This is a genomic window from Saccharothrix sp. CCNWYY140 (assembly GCF_037401995.1).
Taxonomy (GTDB): Bacteria; Actinomycetota; Actinomycetes; order Mycobacteriales; family Pseudonocardiaceae; genus Actinosynnema.
Window position 1 is genome coordinate 1 of record NZ_JBBEGC010000153.1, and the last position, 15,427, is coordinate 15,427.

Consider the following 15,427-nt stretch of genomic DNA (forward strand, 5'->3'; position numbering starts at 1 on the left):
AAGGGCTACCACGCTTTCGGTCGGGTGCAGCCGAATTTTTTGTGAGGAACGAGCAAAAAATTTAGCGGCACCCGACCGAAAGTGTGGTTGGCTCCGCCAGGCCATACGGTGGGGGAACCGACGCCCTTCACCCCCCATCGGTGGTCTGCCGCGCGGCGAGCGCTACGAAGCTCCCAACCACCCACGAACGCAACCGCGCCCACGCAACCGCGCCCTCAAGCGATCGCCAACACCCCAGCCGTGGTCAGCGACGCCAGCGCCATCCGACTCAACAACGACGCCATCTGATCCCGATCCAAGTGCGCGCTATGCGGCGTAGAGTTGATCAACCCGAACACCGCGTGCGCCGCCGCCCGAGCAGTCGGCTCGTCCACCGGCACCGTCTCCTGAAGCGTCGACACCCACACCTCGACGTACCGCCGCTGCAACGCGCGCACCCGCCGCCGGTCCGGGTCGGTCAGGTTGGCCAGGTTGCGCATCTGCACGGTGATCAACGCGGGGTCGTCCAGGGCGAAGTCCACGTGCCACCGCACGAGCGCCTGCAAGGCCGAAGCTGCGTCCGAAGCCTCCCGCACGCGGGCCAGTCCGCCCTCCAGCAGGCGCTCGGAGATGGACGTCAGCATCTCCCCGAGCATGGCGTCCTTGCTCTTGAAGTGCCGGTACAGCGCCGGGCCGGAGATGCCGACCGCCGCGCCGATGTCGTCGATGCCCACGCCGTGGAAGCCGTGCCGCGCGAACAGTTCCGCGGCGGCGTCCAGGATCTGGTCGCGGCGGGTTTGCTTCACTCCATCGGATGGGGCCACGCGCCCCATCCTAAACAGCCGTGCGCCTCTGCGTAAACGAGCGTTAACCCTCGGGTCGTCAGAAGATCACCAACCGACCGAAGTTACCTGTCGTTAACTCTTGACCCACCCTTCTAATCAGGCGCTACCGCCTGGTAACTCTTGTTGTGCTCCGCATCACAACCCTGCATCACCGAAACACCCCCGCGTTCACCCTGCCGTGGAGGCCCCCGATGCGCTCCGTCAAAACCCTGCTCACCGCCGCCCTGGCCACAGCGGCGGCCCTGTTCACCGCCATACCCGCGCAAGCCCAAGCCGTGAACTACGTCGCCCTGGGCGACTCCTACTCCTCGGGAACGGGCACCGGCTCGTACTACGGCGACAGCGGCAGCTGCAAGCGCAGCCCGTACGCCTACCCCGCCCTCTGGGCCGCCTCGCACGCCGTGTCCAGCTTCGCGTTCGTCGCCTGCTCGGGCGCGCGCACCGGCGACGTCCTCAACAACCAGATCGGCGCCCTGACCAGCTCGACCACCCTGGCCACCATCTCCATCGGCGGCAACGACGCGGGCTTCACCGACGTCATCACCACCTGCACCTTCGGCTCCGACTCGACCTGCATCAACCGGGTCAACCAGGCCAAGGCGTACGCCACCACCACGCTCCCCGGCCTGCTGGACAACGTCTACGGCCAGATCCGCAGCCGTGCCCCGTACGCGCAGGTCGTCGTCCTCGGCTACCCGCGCCTCTACAAGGTCCCCGGCTCCTGCTCCGTGGGCCTGTCCGACACCAAGCGCTCGGCCATCAACTCCGCCGCCGACACCCTGCACTCCGTCATCTCCGGCCGCGCCGCCGCCCGCTCGTTCGCCTACCGCGACCTGCGCACGGCGTTCACCGGCCACGAGATCTGCTCCTCGGACTGGTGGCTGAACAGCCTCAGCTGGCCGGTCGAGGAGTCCTACCACCCCAACCGCAACGGCCAACGCCTCGGCTACCTGCCGCAACTCACCGCCATCACCGGCTGACCTCCACCCCCAGTCCACATGCTGAAGGGGGCCACCTCGCACAGGTGGCCCCCTTCGCACGTCCACCCCCGTAGACGCCCGCGTTAACAGGCGCTAACATTTCCTCGGGTTAACGACTGCTAACCGCGAGGAGCCCAGTGGACGCCCCCGTCCTGCGCAGCGCCGCCGACAAGTCGAGTGAGGCGTTCCGGCGCTACACCGACGAGCACACCGCCCTGGTCCACGACCTGCGCGCCAAGCTCGCCGCCGCCGCCCGCGGCGGCCCGGAGAAGGCCCGGACCAGGCACGTCGAGCGCGGCAAGCTGCTGCCCCGCGACCGCGTGGACACCCTGCTCGACCCGGGCTCGCCGTTCCTGGAGCTGTCCCCGCTGGCCGCCGACGGCCTCTACGGCGGCGACGCCCCGGCCGCGGGCATCATCACCGGCGTCGGGCGGGTGTCCGGCCGCGAGGTCGTGGTCGTCGCCAACGACGCCACCGTCAAGGGCGGCACGTACTACCCGATGACGGTCAAGAAGCACCTCCGCGCGCAGGAAGTGGCCCTCCAGAACCGCCTGCCGTGCGTCTACCTGGTCGACTCCGGCGGCGCGTTCCTGCCCCGCCAGGACGAGGTGTTCCCCGACCGCGAGCACTTCGGGCGGATCTTCTTCAACCAGGCCACCATGTCCAGCCAGGGCATCCCGCAGATCGCCGCGGTGCTCGGGTCGTGCACCGCGGGCGGCGCGTACGTGCCCGCGATGAGCGACGAAGCGGTCATCGTGCGCAACCAGGGCACGATCTTCCTGGGCGGCCCGCCGCTGGTGAAGGCCGCGACCGGCGAGGTCGTGACGGCCGAGGAGCTGGGCGGCGGCGAACTGCACTCGCGCACCTCCGGTGTCACCGACCACCTCGCCAACGACGACACGCACGCGCTGCGGATCGTCCGCTCGATCGTCAGCACCCTGGGTCCGCGCGCCGAGCGGCCGTGGAAGGTAGAACCGAGCGTCGAGCCGGTGGTGAACCCCGACGAGCTCTACGGGGTGGTGCCCACCGACACCCGCACCCCCTACGACGTGCGGGAAGTCATCGCGCGGATCGTGGACGGCAGCCGGTTCCAGGAGTTCAAGAAGGACTACGGGCCGACCCTGGTCACCGGGTTCGCGCGCATCCACGGCCACCCGGTCGGGATCGTCGCCAACAACGGCATCCTGTTCGGCGAGTCGGCGCTCAAGGGCGCGCACTTCATCCAGCTGTGCGACCAGCGCTCGGTGCCGCTGGTGTTCCTCCAGAACATCTCCGGGTTCATGGTCGGCCGCGAGTACGAGGCCGGTGGCATCGCCAAGCACGGCGCCAAGATGGTGACCGCCGTGGCGTGCGCGCGGGTGCCGAAGTTCACCGTCGTCATCGGCGGGTCGTTCGGCGCGGGCAACTACTCGATGTGCGGGCGCGCGTACTCGCCGAGGTTCCTGTGGATGTGGCCCAACGCCCGGATCTCGGTGATGGGCGGCGAGCAGGCCGCGTCCGTGCTGGCGACCGTGCGGCGCGACCAGCTCGGCGACGCCTGGAGCGCCGAGGACGAAGAGGCGTTCAAGGCTCCGATCCGACAGCAGTACGAGGACCAGGGCAACCCGTACTACTCCACGGCGCGGCTGTGGGACGACGGCGTGATCGACCCGAAGGACACCCGCACCGTCCTCGGGCTCGCGCTGTCCGCGGCGGCCAACGCGCCGCTGGAGCCCGTTTCCTACGGCGTTTTCCGGATGTGAGGGGCATGTTCGACAGCGTCCTGGTGGCCAACCGCGGCGAGATCGCGGTCCGCGTGATCCGCGCGCTGCGCCGGTTCGGCATCCGGTCCGTCGCCGTGTACAGCGACGCCGACGCCGACGCGCTGCACGTGCGGCTGGCCGACGTGGCCGTGCGCATCGGTCCCGCCGCCGCCCGCGAGAGCTACCTCTCCATCGACAAGATCATCGACGCGGCCCGGGAGACCGGCGCGCAGGCCGTGCACCCCGGGTACGGGTTCCTGGCCGAGAACACCGACTTCGCGCGGGCCTGCGAGAAGGCCGGGCTGGTGTTCATCGGGCCGCCCGCCGACGCGATCGACGCGATGGGCGACAAGATCCGCGCCAAGCTGACCGTGCGCGCGGCCGGCGTGCCCGTGGTGCCGGGGCGGACCGAGGCCGGCATGACCGACGACGACCTGGTCGACGCCGCGGAGGAGATCGGGTTCCCGGTGCTCCTCAAGCCCTCCGCCGGCGGAGGCGGCAAGGGCATGCGACTCGTCCACTCCCAGGACGGCCTCCGCGACGCCATCGAATCGGCCCGGCGCGAGGCACGCGGGTCGTTCGGCGACGACACCCTGCTCATCGAGCGGTTCATCACCAACCCGCGGCACATCGAGATCCAGGTGCTGGCCGACGCGCACGGCGGGGTCGTGCACCTCGGCGAGCGCGAGTGCAGCTTGCAGCGGCGGCACCAGAAGATCATCGAGGAAGCGCCTTCGCCGCTGCTCACGCCCTCCGTGCGGGAGGCGATGGGTCAGGCGGCGGTGGACGCCGCGAAGTCCGTCGGGTACGTCGGCGCGGGCACGGTCGAGTTCATCGTGGACGGCACGACCGGCGACTACTTCTTCATGGAGATGAACACCCGCCTCCAGGTCGAGCACCCGGTCACCGAGCTGGCCACGGGCGTCGACCTGGTGGAGTGGCAGCTCCGCGTGGCGTCCGGCGAGCGGCTCGCCCTCGACTCGGTCGCGCTGTCCCGGCACGCCGTGGAAGCCCGCGTGTACGCCGAGGACCCGGCGCGCGGGTTCCTGCCGACCGGTGGCACGGTGCTGGCGTTGCGCGAGCCGTCCGACGTGCGGGTGGACTCCGCGCTGCACGAGGGGTTGACCGTCGGCAGCGACTACGACCCGATGTTGGCGAAGGTCATCGCGTCCGGCGACACGCGTGAGGAAGCGTTGCGGCGCTTGGACTCCGCGTTGGGGCGGATGGTCGTGCTGGGCGTCACGACGAACATCCCGTTCCTGCGGGCGTTGCTGCGCGACCCGGACGTGCGGGCCGGCGCGCTGGACACCGGTCTCGTCGAGCGCAAGCTGGACTCGTTGGTGCACAACGAGGTTCCCGCCGAGGTCTACGCCGCCGCCGCACTGGAACGCCAGCTCGCCCCCCACGGTGACGACCCGTGGGACCAGCCCGGCGGCTGGCGGATCGGGGAGCACGCGTGGACCAAGTGGCGCGTGGACGACGTGGACGTGCGCGTTCGTGGCGAGGAAGTCGTCGTGGGCGACGGCGAGGTGATGCGGCTGTCGGCGTCCCTTGTGGACGGTGACCTGGTCGTCGGCACCCGCCGGTACGCGATGGCCCGCGCCGGCAACGTGCTGTGGCTCGGCGCGGACGGCCACTCGTGGGCGTTGACCGAGCACGAGCAGTCCGAGGCCGCCGGCGCTTCGGAAGGTTCGAGCAGCGGCGGCCCGGTCACCAGCCCCATGCCCGGGACCGTGCTCGTGGTGCGTGCGTCGCAGGGCGACCACGTGACCGCGGGACAGGCGTTGTTCGTGGTCGAGGCCATGAAGATGGAGCACACCGTCACGGCACCCGTGGACGGCGTGCTCGCCGAAGTGAACGTCCAGGCCGGCCAACAGGTCGCGCTGGACCAGACCCTTGCCGTCGTCGTGCCGCACCAGGAGTGAGAGCGATGTTGGACTTCCGCCTTGACGAGGAGTACGAGGCCCTGCGCAAGACCGTCGAGGAGTTCGCGCGCGACGAAATCGCACCGGTCATCGGCGAGTTCTACGAGCGCGAGGAGTTCCCCTACGAGATCGTCGCCAAGATGGGGCGGATGGGGCTGTTCGGCCTGCCGTTCCCCGAGGAGCACGGCGGCATGGGCGGTGACTACTTCGCGCTGTGCCTGGCGCTGGAGGAGCTGGCCCGGGTCGACTCGTCGGTGGCGATCACGCTGGAGGCCGGGGTCTCGCTGGGCGCGATGCCGCTGTACCGCTTCGGTTCGGCTGCGCAGAAGGAGGAGTGGCTGCCCCGGTTGACCTCGGGGGAGGCGCTCGGCGCGTTCGGCCTGACCGAGCCGGGCGGCGGCTCCGACGCGGGCGCCCTGCGCACGACCGCGCGGCTCGACGGGGACGAGTGGGTGCTGAACGGCACCAAGGCGTTCATCACCAACTCGGGCACGGACATCACCGCTCTGGTGACGGTCGCGGCGGTGACGGGTCGACGGGAGAACGGCAAGCCGGAGATCTCGGCGATCCTGGTGCCGGCCGGCACGCCCGGTTTCACGGTGTCCCGGAAGTACTCCAAGGTCGGGTGGAACGCCTCCGACACCCGCGAGCTGTCGTTCCAGGACTGCCGGGTGCCCGCGGCGAACCTGGTCGGCGAGCGGGGGCGGGGTTACGCGCAGTTCCTCCAGACGCTGGACGAGGGGCGGGTGGCGATCGCGGCCCTGGGTGTGGGGTTGGCGCAGGGTTGCGTGGACGAGTGCCTGCGGTACGTGGGCGAGCGCGAGGCGTTCGGCCGCAAGATCGGGGAGTACCAGGCGATCCAGTTCAAGATCGCCGAGATGGAGGCCCGCACCCACACCGCGCGCCTGGCGTACTACCAGGCGGCGGCGAAGATGCTGCGCGGCGAGCCGTTCAAGCGCGAGGCGGCGATCGCGAAGCTGGTGTCCTCGGAGACGGCGATGGACAACGCGCGCGAGGCGACGCAGATCTTCGGTGGGTACGGGTTCATGAACGAGTTCCCGGTGGGGCGGTTCTACCGGGACGCCAAAATCCTGGAGATCGGCGAGGGCACCAGCGAGGTGCAGAAGATGCTGATCGCCCGCGAACTGGGCCTGCGCTAGGGCGGGGCAGCGCTAGGACGGGGCAGCGGGAGGGCCGGGCCGCGCACGGGTTGGGCGGCGCTGGGCGGGGCTGGGGTGGACTGGGCGGCGCATGGCATGGGCGGTGCGCGGCTGGGCGGCGCGAGCGCCCGCGTAGGGGTTGAGCTCCGTGAGGGATCGGGCAGTGCTAGCTCGGCGGCCCCACCAGCTCGGCGAGGTACTCCCGCGCCGACTTCGACTTCGCCGTGGTGAGCGGGGCCGCCTGGCCCGCCCAAAGACTCGCGTAGTCGGCCAGGCCCCGCTCCGCCGCCGCCCTCCGCAACGGTTGCATCAACGCGTTCTGCACCGGGTAGTGCGGCACGTCGGCATCGGCCAGTTCGTCGATCAGTCCGTTGTGGATCCCGCGTGCCGTCCGCCCCGAGAACACCTTGGTGAGCACGGTGACCTTGGCGGCGTCGCTGCGCAACACCCGCTTGTGCACCTCGCCGGCGTTGGACTCGCGCGTGGCGAGGAACCCGGTCCCGATCTGCACCCCGTCGGCCCCCAACGCCTGCGCCGCGGCGATCCCGCGCCGGTCCGCGATGCCGCCCGCGGCGATGACGGGCAGGGCGATCGCGTCCACGACCTGCGGCACCAGCGAGAACGTGCCCACCAGCGAGTGCTCGACCGGCTTGAGGAACGCTCCGCGGTGACCACCGGCGTCACTGCCCGACGCCACGACGGCGTCCACGCCGGCGGCTTCGAGCGCCACCGCCTCGTCCACGGTGGTGGCCGTGCCGATGGTGACGATGCCCTTCCGCTTCGCCTCCGCGAGGACGTCGTGCGGGGGGACGCCCATGACGAAACTGATCACGGGCGGGCCGGCGGCCAGCAACGCCTCGACCTGGTCGGTGAAGTCGGGCACGTCGAGGTGGTCGGGCGGGTCGCCGAGGCCCAGTCGCCGGTAGAGGGGTGCCAGCCGGTCGCGATGGGGTGCGAGGTCGACGGGGGCGTCTTCGCCGGGCTGCGGAACCCAGAGGTTGACGGCGAACGGTCCCGCGGTGGCGGCCCGGAGGTCGGCGACCAGTCCGGTGATGGCGTCCGGGTGGAGGTGGTGAGCGCCGAACGACCCGAGTGCCCCGCCCTCGGACACGGCGGCCACGAGCGCGACCGAGGACAGTCCGCCGCCGAAAGGGCCTTGCACGATCGGATGCGCGATCCCCAGGAGGTCGAGGAGCCGGGTGGGTGATGTCATGAGGCGAAAAGTAGACGACCGGTCAACTACTTCGCAATAGTTGACCGGTCGTCTACTAAGTGATAGTTGACCGGTCGTCTACTGTGTGGGCCGTGGGACGGAGCAGTGATGCGCGGGAGAAGTTGCTGGGTGCGGCGTGCGAGTTGATGCGGTCGCGCGGGTACGGGGCGATCGGTGTCGCCGAGATCTGTGAGCGCGCCGGCGTGCGCAAGGGCAGCTTCTACTACTTCTTCGAGTCGAAGCAGGCGTTGACGGTCGAGGCGCTGCGGCACGCCTGGCAGGAGGAGAGCGCGGAGTGGCGGGCCGTCCTCGGGGCGAAGGGGCACCCGTTCAGGCGACTGGAAGCACTCCTCCGTGCGCAGGTGAAGGCGCAGTACGACAGCAAGCGGGACGTCGGCGTGGTGCGCGGCTGCCTGTACGGCAACCTCGTCCTGGAGGTCGGCGGCAACGACGAGGCGGTCCACGCCTGCCTGAGGGAGATCTTCGCCGAGCAGGTCGCACTGGTGCAGAAGGTCCTGCACGAGGCCCACGCCGAAGGACTGCTCCCACCAGACCGCGTCACCCGCGCCCACGCCCGCGCGGTGCTCGCCCAACTGGAGGGCCTGGTGCTGTTCGCGAAGCTCGACAACGACCCGCAGCTGCTGGACACGCTGTGGGAGCACGTCGAGGGGGTCCTCGCGCCGAGGTGAGGGGCGGCCGGCTGGGCTTCGAGCACTGGGCAGCGGCGGGCGCGGCGGCCGGTCGGCGGGCGCGACAGCCGCGGCGAGTGGCGGCGGCAGGCGGGCGGCGGCGAGGGATGGCGGTCAGTTGTCGAAGCGGCCGTGGCGGCCTTCGCCGGCCAGGAAGCGGGACAGGCCCGACTCCACGTCCCGCAGCGACACCATCCCGTGGTGCATCTCGTTGGCCAGCGCGTCCGCCTCCGCCAACCCCTCCTGTTCCAGCAGCGACAACCGGTCCTCCCGCAGGCACAGCTGCGGGAACGCCGCGATCTCCCGCGCCAGCTCCTCCGCCGCCGCCCGGGACGTCCCCGCGGGCACCACCCGGTTCGCCAAGCCGATCTGCAACGCCTCCGCCGCGTCCACCGGCCGCCCGGTCAACACCAGATCCAGCGCCCGCGACATCCCGATCAACCTCGGCAACCGCACCGTCCCCCCGTCGATCAGCGGCACCCCCCACCGCCGGCAGAACACGCCGAAGACCGCGTCCTCCTCGACCACCCGGAGGTCGCACCACAGCGCGAGCTCCAAGCCGCCCGCCACCGCCGGACCCGCGACCGCCGCGATGACCGGCTTCGACAGCCGCATCCGGGTCGGGCCCATCGGGCCGGTGGGTGAGAGGGGGTCGTTGCCGCGGGTCGTCCCGATGGCCTTGAGGTCCGCGCCCGAGCAGAACACCCCTCCCTCGCCGTGCAGGACGGCCACCGACAGCTCCGGGTCCTCGTCGAACTCCCGGAAGACCTCGGTGAGGGTGTGCGCCGTCGGGCCGTCCACCGCGTTGCGCACCTCGGGACGGTTCAGCAGCACCGTGCACACCGGCCCGGACCGTTCCACGCGTACCGAACTCACGCGTCCCAAGGTACTACCGGGCGGTAATGTCGGGGGCGGCGGAATTTGGGGGTGCTGATCATGCCCGAGCGGCCTAACGTCGAGCGCGTGAGCGATCACAGTCGAGCGGTGGCCGCGTTGCGCGGCCAGTACGAAGCGATCCCCGCGGGTGCGCCCGTGCGGCTCGCCAAGCCGACGTCGAACCTGTTCCGGTTCCGCGCCGACCTACCCGGGGGGCTCGACGTGGCCCGCTTCAACCGGGTGCTCTCCGTCGACCCCGACGCGATGACCGCGCAGGTCCAGGGCATGACGACCTACGAGGACCTGGTCGACGCCACCCTTCCGCACGGCCTCATGCCCCTGGTCGTGCCCCAGCTCAAGACCATCACCCTCGGCGGCGCCGTCGCGGGCCTGGGCATCGAGTCCAGCTCGTTCCGCAACGGCCTGCCGCACGAGTCCGTGCGCGAACTGGAGGTCATGACCGGCGACGGCGAGGTCGTCACCGTGGGTCCCGAGGACGACCTGTTTCGCGGTTTCCCGAACTCCTACGGCACCCTCGGCTACACGCTCCGGCTGGAGATCGAACTCGAGCGCGTGCACCCCTTCGTCAAGCTCCGGCACGTCCCGTTCGGCAGCGCCGAGGAGTGCGCCGAGGTCATCGAGGCCGTGTGCGCGGAACGGTCCTACCAGGGCGAACCGGTCGACTTCGTCGACGGCACGGTGTTCTCCGGTACCGAGCAGTACCTGACCCTGGGCAGCTGGGCCGACCACGCCCCGTACCGCTCGGACTACACCGGCAACGGCATCTACTACCGCTCGATCCAGGCCCGCCGCACCGACTACCTGACCGTGCGCGACTACCTGTGGCGCTGGGACACCGACTGGTTCTGGTGCTCCCGCGCCTTCGGCGTCCAGCACCCCGTGGTCCGGCGCCTGGTGCCCAAGCGGTACCTGCGCTCGGACGTCTACCGCAAGATCGTCGCCTGGGACCGCCGGCGCGGTTTCTCCGCCAAGCTCAGCAAGGCGGCGCAGGAGCCGGTCATCCAGGACGTCGAGATCCCGGTGGACCGCCTCGCCGAGTTCCTCGACTTCTTCCACCGCGAGATCGGCATCGAACCGGTCTGGCTGTGCCCGGTGCGGCTGCGCGACCGCACCGGCTGGCCGCTGTACCCGATGGACCCGGACGTGCTGTACGTCAACGTCGGCTTCTGGTCCACCGTGGACCTGCGGCCCGGCGAGCCGATGGGCAGCCGCAACCGGTTGATCGAGGACAAGGTCACCGAGCTGGGCGGGCACAAGTCGTTGTACTCGGACTCCTACTACGAGGAGCAGGAGTTCTGGGACAACTACAACGGTCCCACCTACCGGGAGCTGAAGAAGCGGTACGACGCCGCGAGCCGGCTCCCGGACCTGTACACCAAGTGCGTTCTCCGCGGGTAGAGGAGTGGTCCATGCGGTTGGCCGAGGTGTTCCAGCGCGCGGTCGGGGGCGACCGGGCGGTGGGGTTCAGCGCGTACGACGGCAGCAAGGCCGGGCCGGACGACGCGGGTGTGCGCATCGAGGTGCGGTCGCCGGAAGCCCTGTCGTACCTGGCGTCCGCGCCGGGTGAGCTGGGACTGGCCCGCGCCTACGTCACCGGTCACCTGGAGATCATCGGTGACGTCTACGGCGCGCTGGCGAGTTTGTCGGAACTCTCGCTGCGGGAAGTGCCCTGGGCCGAAAGACTTGCGCTGCTGAGCACGCTCGGGCGCGTGCGGCTGAAGTCCAAGGTCGAGATCCCGCCGCAGGAGCGGAGGTTGCACGGGCTGCGGCACTCCAAGGCCCGCGACCGCGAGGCGATCGCGCACCACTACGACGTCTCGAACACGTTCTACGAGTGGATCCTCGGCCCGTCGATGGCCTACACGTGCGCCGTGTACCCGACGGCGGAGTCCACTTTGGAGCAGGCGCAGTTCACCAAGCACGACCTGGTGGCGCGCAAGCTCGGGCTCAAGCCCGGGATGCGGCTGCTGGACGTCGGCTGCGGCTGGGGCGGCATGGTCATGCACGCCGCGCGCGAGTACGGCGTCAAGGCCCTGGGCGTCACGTTGTCGCGCAACCAGGCCGAGTGGGCGCAGAAGGCGATCGTCGAGGCCGGGCTGTCCGACCTGGCCGAGGTGCGCTACCTGGACTACCGGGACGTCCGCGAGACCGGGTTCGACGCCGTCAGCTCGATCGGCCTGACCGAGCACATCGGGAAGGCCAAGCTGCCCGCGTACTTCCGGCACCTGTACCGCAAGCTCAAGCCCGGCGGCCGGATGCTCAACCACTGCATCACCCGGCCGGACAACCGGCAGCGGGCGCGCACGGGCGGGTTCATCAACCGGTACGTGTTCCCGGACGGCGAGCTGGTCGGCCCCGGCCACATCGTGTCCCTGATGCACGACACCGGTTTCGAGGTGCGGCACGAGGAGAACCTGCGCGAGCACTACGCGATGACGCTCGCCGCGTGGTGCGACAACCTCGACAAGCACTGGGACGAGGCCGTGGACGAGGTCGGCGCGGGCCGGGCGCGGGTGTGGCGGCTGTACCTGGCCGCGTCCCGGCTGGGGTTCGAGCGCAACAACATCCAGCTGCACCAGGTGCTGGGCGTGAAGCTGGACGGGACGAACTCCCGCATGCCGCTGCGCCCGGATTGGCTGAGCTGAGTCTGGCTCAGCTGAGTGATCACGACGAGAACCCGCAGGGCCGCTTCGGCTCTGCGGGTTCTTGGTCGCCCCCTCACGTGAGCTGGGCGGCGATCTGCTTGGCCTGGTTGGCCGGGATCGCGAAGCCGATGCCGACGCTGCCCGCCTGGCCGCCGTCCGACGCGGGCGAGTAGATCGCCGAGTTGATGCCGATCACCTGGCCGGCCGCGTTGATCAGCGGTCCGCCCGAGTTGCCCGGGTTGATCGACGCGTCGGTCTGGATGGCCTGGTAGCTGACGTTCGAGCGGCGGGTCTCGCCGGGCACGGTGACCGTGCGGTCCAGGGCGCTGACGATGCCGGACGTGACCGTGCCCTGGAGGCCCTCGGGCGAGCCGATCGCCACGACCTGGTCGCCGATCTTGACGCTGTCCGAGTCGGCGAACGTGGCGGGCGTCAGGCCCGAGACGCCGGCGGCCTGCACCACGGCGAGGTCGCTGGCCGGGTCGGTGCCGACGACCTCGGCGTTCACCGTGCGCCCGTCGTTCAGCGTCACGGTGACCTGCCGCGCGCCGGCCACGACGTGGTTGTTGGTGAGGATCCGGCCGTCCGAGGACAGCACGACCCCCGACCCGAGGCCTTGGCCCTGCGTCCCGGCGACGTTCACCTGGACCACGCTCGGCAGCACCTTGGCAGCGATCGCCGAGACGTCCAGCGTGGACGTACCGGAGTTCAGCGCGACCGGCGTGCTCGACGTGCCGACCGTCTCACCGGTCGCGTTGAGGGCGCCGACCACGCCGCCCGTCACCCCGCCGAACAACGCGGCGACCAGGGCGGCCGTCGTGACGGCGGTGCCGGTGCGACGCCAGAACGGCTTCACCGCGGGCGCCGGCTCCGGTTCGATCAATGACCCGCTCATGGCGGGGAAACCCTGTGTCATGCACCCAGAGTCGCGCCGGCGGCTATGAACAACCTGAGCGTCTGCCTAGGCTTTGCCAAGAACCTCGGCGACCTCGTCAGCGCTCCACAACGCGGTCCCGAACAGCGGACCCTGCGCCCCGGTCACGCCCAGCTCGCGCAGCCGCCGCGCCTCGAACTCCGTGCGGACACCCGCCGCGTACAGGGGGATGCCCAGTGTCCGCACCCACGTGAGCAGCGCCACGGCCGCGCTCTCGTCCACCCGGTTCGCGCCCTCGGCCAGGCCCCGCACCGGCGAGCCCTGGAACTTCACCCCGTGCAGCGGCAGCAGCCGCAGCCGGTCCACCGGGATGTTGCCGCCGCCCACCTGGTCCAGCACGAACCGCACACCGTGCTCGGCCAGGATGGCCAGCTCCTCCGCCTGGTCCTCGTTGATCAGCCCCGGCAGCTGCTCGCCGAGCTCGAAGCGCAGCAGCGACGCGGGCAGCCCGCTCTCCCGCAGCAGCCGCCGCACCTCGCCCACCAGCTCCGGTTCCTGGACCTGCCGCGCGGTCAGGTCCATGCTCAGCACCGGCGCGGCCGACCCGAACCGCCGGTACCAGTCGCCCGCCTGCCGGCACGCCTGCTCCACGGCCCACCAGCCCAGCCGCGCCGCCATCCCCGTGCACGCGCACAGGGACGACAGCGACGTCGGGTCCAGGTAGCCCTCGGTCGGGTGGTCCCAGCCCAGCCGGGCCTCCACGGCGATCAGCGACCCGTCCGCCAGCGACCGCACGGGCTCGTAGTCCACCCGGAAGTCGCCCTGCTCCAGCCCGCCGGACACCGATGCCGCCAGCATCAGCCGCCGCCGGTCCCGGTCGTCCCGGGCCTTGTCGTACAGCGCCCACTGCGCCTTGCCGTCGTCCTTGGCCCACCGCAGCGTCACGTCCGCGCACCGCATCAGCTCGGTCGCGTCCGCACCGCGCGCGGCCTGCACGACGATGCCGACGCTCGCGGTGACCCCGATCCCGTTCTCACCCACCCACACGGGTTCGGCGAGCAGCTCCACGGCCTCCTCGGCCAGCGAGACGACGGACGCGACGTCCACCGGGTCACGCACGAGCACCCCGAACTCGTCCGGCCCGATCCGCGCGACCAGCCCGACCGCCCCGAACACGCTCCGCAGGTGCCCCGCGACGACGGTGAGCACCCGGTTGCCCACGTCGTGCCCGAACGCGTCGTTGACCACCCGGAACCCGTCGATGTCGAACACCACCAGCGCGAGGGCGTCCGGCCCCTTGGACCCGACCGCGCCCTCCAGCCAGCCCAGGAACTGCACCCGGTTCGCCAACCCGGTCTGGACGTCGTTGAGGCTCTGCCGCAGCAGCTGGGATTGCAGGGCGCGCACCTCGTCGAGGTTCTCGACCATCGTCACGTGGTAGGCGGGCGCCCCGGAGTCGTCCCGCACCAACGACACGGCGACCACGACGTCGATCACCTCGCCGTCGGCCCGCACCATCCGCTTCTCGGCCCGGACGTGGTCCCGCGCGCCGGAGGACAGCACTGCCGCCACCTCGTCCACGAAGCCCCGGTCGTCGGGGTGCATGAGGTCGTGCGCGTCGCGCCCGGCCAGGTCTTCGGGGCGGTGGTCGAGGAGGTCGAGGAGGGCGTCGTTGAAGTCGAGGATCTCGCAGTCCAGGCCGGTCACGGCGATCCCGACGGCGGAGGTGCGGAACACGGCCCGGAACTTCGCCTCACTTGCCCGCAGGGCGGCCTCGGTGTCCCGGATCGTCCGCACGACCGCGGACCTGTTGCGTTCTTGCTGGTCCAGCGTCCGCTCCCGGAGCGCTTCGCTGAACCCGGCCGCGACACCACCCAGGACGGCCATCAGCCGGTGCGTGGGGGTGGTGTGGAGGTTCTCGCCGACGAACGTGAGGGTTTGTTCGAGGGTTGCGGGCGCGGCGAAACCCCGTTCGACCAGCGCTCGACCGACATCCTGCACCGAGGAGTCTCCGAGCACGGCCGCGTGGAGGCGGTTGGCTAGGTCTTGCAGGTCGTCGGGACGCGCTCCGATGGCCGCCGCCCAGCCGCGGGCGAATTTGTCCCGCGCGTCGGCGAACTCGCTGTGTGTCGCCCCTGCCTGGTCGACCATCATCATCCAGCTCTTGAACGCCCGATCCTCGTAGACCCACCCGGTTGCGGCTGGTCGGACGATCAGATCACCGCAGTGAGCCCAGTTGCGCAACTCCCGGTCGAATGTCACTCGAATGGAGCACGGCCGGTACACCAAGGCGGTGGGACCGGGACGGGCGAAGTGTCCCGGTCCCACCGGTCTAGGGGACAGGGAGTGGGACGGGCGAAGCGCGTTCGAGCTTGCGAGTGCGGAGCGCGTCCCGTTTGGGCCCGCGAAGCGTGGGCTTGAGAGCGGAGCGTTGAGTTCAAAGATCAAAAGAGCCTCGCCGGCGGGCAGGCCGCCAAG

12 protein-coding genes are annotated in these 15,427 nt (G+C 70.7%); 7 read left to right on the top strand and 5 right to left on the bottom strand.

The genetic code is table 11. The features are described 5' to 3' along the window. Positions 1–215: 215 nt before the first annotated feature. Positions 216–803 carry an SACE_7040 family transcriptional regulator gene (locus WBN91_RS35255; RefSeq protein ID WP_443217853.1) on the bottom strand — a complete coding sequence of 196 codons (588 nt, stop codon included), beginning with the start codon at positions 801–803 and terminating at the stop codon, positions 216–218. 212 nt (positions 804–1,015) lie between these two features. Here WBN91_RS35255 and WBN91_RS35260 point away from each other — a divergent pair, with 212 nt between their 5' ends. The 4 genes from WBN91_RS35260 (at position 1,016) to WBN91_RS35275 (ending at position 6,631) form a co-directional block, all read left to right on the top strand. Next, the gene (locus WBN91_RS35260; protein WP_337728633.1) at positions 1,016–1,804 is read left to right on the top strand and encodes an SGNH/GDSL hydrolase family protein; all 789 of its coding nucleotides are present in this window, start codon (positions 1,016–1,018) and stop codon (positions 1,802–1,804) included. A 137-nt stretch (positions 1,805–1,941) separates the two neighbouring features. After that, a complete protein-coding gene (locus tag WBN91_RS35265) occupies positions 1,942–3,546 on the top strand; it encodes a carboxyl transferase domain-containing protein (RefSeq protein WP_337728632.1) in 1,605 nt (534 codons plus the stop codon). 5 nt (positions 3,547–3,551) lie between these two features. Continuing rightward, on the top strand, positions 3,552–5,471 hold the full coding sequence (locus tag WBN91_RS35270; RefSeq protein WP_337728631.1) for an acetyl/propionyl/methylcrotonyl-CoA carboxylase subunit alpha: 1,920 nt from the start codon (positions 3,552–3,554) through the stop codon (positions 5,469–5,471). Positions 5,472–5,476: 5 nt separating this feature from the next. Then, on the top strand, positions 5,477–6,631 hold the full coding sequence (locus WBN91_RS35275) for an acyl-CoA dehydrogenase family protein (protein ID WP_337728630.1): 1,155 nt from the start codon (positions 5,477–5,479) through the stop codon (positions 6,629–6,631). A 166-nt stretch (positions 6,632–6,797) separates the two neighbouring features. Here the strand turns inward: WBN91_RS35275 and WBN91_RS35280 are convergent, their stop codons facing one another. Then, positions 6,798–7,844: an NAD(P)H-dependent flavin oxidoreductase gene (locus WBN91_RS35280; protein ID WP_337728629.1), complete on the bottom strand. Its 1,047-nt coding sequence runs from the start codon at positions 7,842–7,844 to the stop codon at positions 6,798–6,800. Positions 7,845–7,936: 92 nt separating this feature from the next. On the opposite strand from WBN91_RS35280, the gene WBN91_RS35285 reads away from it, so the two are divergent. Further along, positions 7,937–8,533 carry a TetR/AcrR family transcriptional regulator gene (locus WBN91_RS35285; protein WP_337728628.1) on the top strand — a complete coding sequence of 199 codons (597 nt, stop codon included), beginning with the start codon at positions 7,937–7,939 and terminating at the stop codon, positions 8,531–8,533. Positions 8,534–8,647: 114 nt separating this feature from the next. Here the strand turns inward: WBN91_RS35285 and WBN91_RS35290 are convergent, their stop codons facing one another. Beyond that, entirely contained in the window at positions 8,648–9,409 is a 762-nt protein-coding gene (locus WBN91_RS35290; RefSeq protein WP_337728627.1) for a crotonase/enoyl-CoA hydratase family protein, read from the bottom strand. 60 nt (positions 9,410–9,469) lie between these two features. Between WBN91_RS35290 and WBN91_RS35295 the strand changes: the two genes are divergently transcribed. Together WBN91_RS35295 and WBN91_RS35300 are read left to right on the top strand one after the other, a co-directional pair. Next, a complete protein-coding gene (locus WBN91_RS35295) occupies positions 9,470–10,828 on the top strand; it encodes an FAD-binding oxidoreductase (protein ID WP_337728626.1) in 1,359 nt (452 codons plus the stop codon). An 11-nt stretch (positions 10,829–10,839) separates the two neighbouring features. Continuing rightward, positions 10,840–12,075, top strand: a complete 1,236-nt coding sequence (locus tag WBN91_RS35300) for a cyclopropane-fatty-acyl-phospholipid synthase family protein (RefSeq protein WP_337728625.1) — start codon at positions 10,840–10,842, stop codon at positions 12,073–12,075. 73 nt (positions 12,076–12,148) lie between these two features. Here WBN91_RS35300 and WBN91_RS35305 read toward each other — a convergent pair whose 3' ends face one another. Together WBN91_RS35305 and WBN91_RS35310 are read right to left on the bottom strand one after the other, a co-directional pair. Then, positions 12,149–12,970, bottom strand: a complete 822-nt coding sequence (locus WBN91_RS35305; RefSeq protein ID WP_337728624.1) for a S1C family serine protease — start codon at positions 12,968–12,970, stop codon at positions 12,149–12,151. A 66-nt stretch (positions 12,971–13,036) separates the two neighbouring features. Further along, positions 13,037–15,211, bottom strand: a complete 2,175-nt coding sequence (locus tag WBN91_RS35310) for a putative bifunctional diguanylate cyclase/phosphodiesterase (protein WP_337728623.1) — start codon at positions 15,209–15,211, stop codon at positions 13,037–13,039. Between the last annotated feature and the right edge of the window lie 216 nt (positions 15,212–15,427).

Coding starts and splice junctions, on each gene's coding strand:
- WBN91_RS35270 (WP_337728631.1), top strand. CDS start 3,552: ATGTTCGACAGCGTCCTGGTGGCCAACCGCGGCGAGATCGCGGTCCGC.
- WBN91_RS35295 (WP_337728626.1), top strand. CDS start 9,470: ATGCCCGAGCGGCCTAACGTCGAGCGCGTGAGCGATCACAGTCGAGCG.
- WBN91_RS35305 (WP_337728624.1), bottom strand. CDS start 12,970: ATGAGCGGGTCATTGATCGAACCGGAGCCGGCGCCCGCGGTGAAGCCG.
- WBN91_RS35300 (WP_337728625.1), top strand. CDS start 10,840: ATGCGGTTGGCCGAGGTGTTCCAGCGCGCGGTCGGGGGCGACCGGGCG.
- WBN91_RS35280 (WP_337728629.1), bottom strand. CDS start 7,844: ATGACATCACCCACCCGGCTCCTCGACCTCCTGGGGATCGCGCATCCG.
- WBN91_RS35275 (WP_337728630.1), top strand. CDS start 5,477: ATGTTGGACTTCCGCCTTGACGAGGAGTACGAGGCCCTGCGCAAGACC.
- WBN91_RS35260 (WP_337728633.1), top strand. CDS start 1,016: ATGCGCTCCGTCAAAACCCTGCTCACCGCCGCCCTGGCCACAGCGGCG.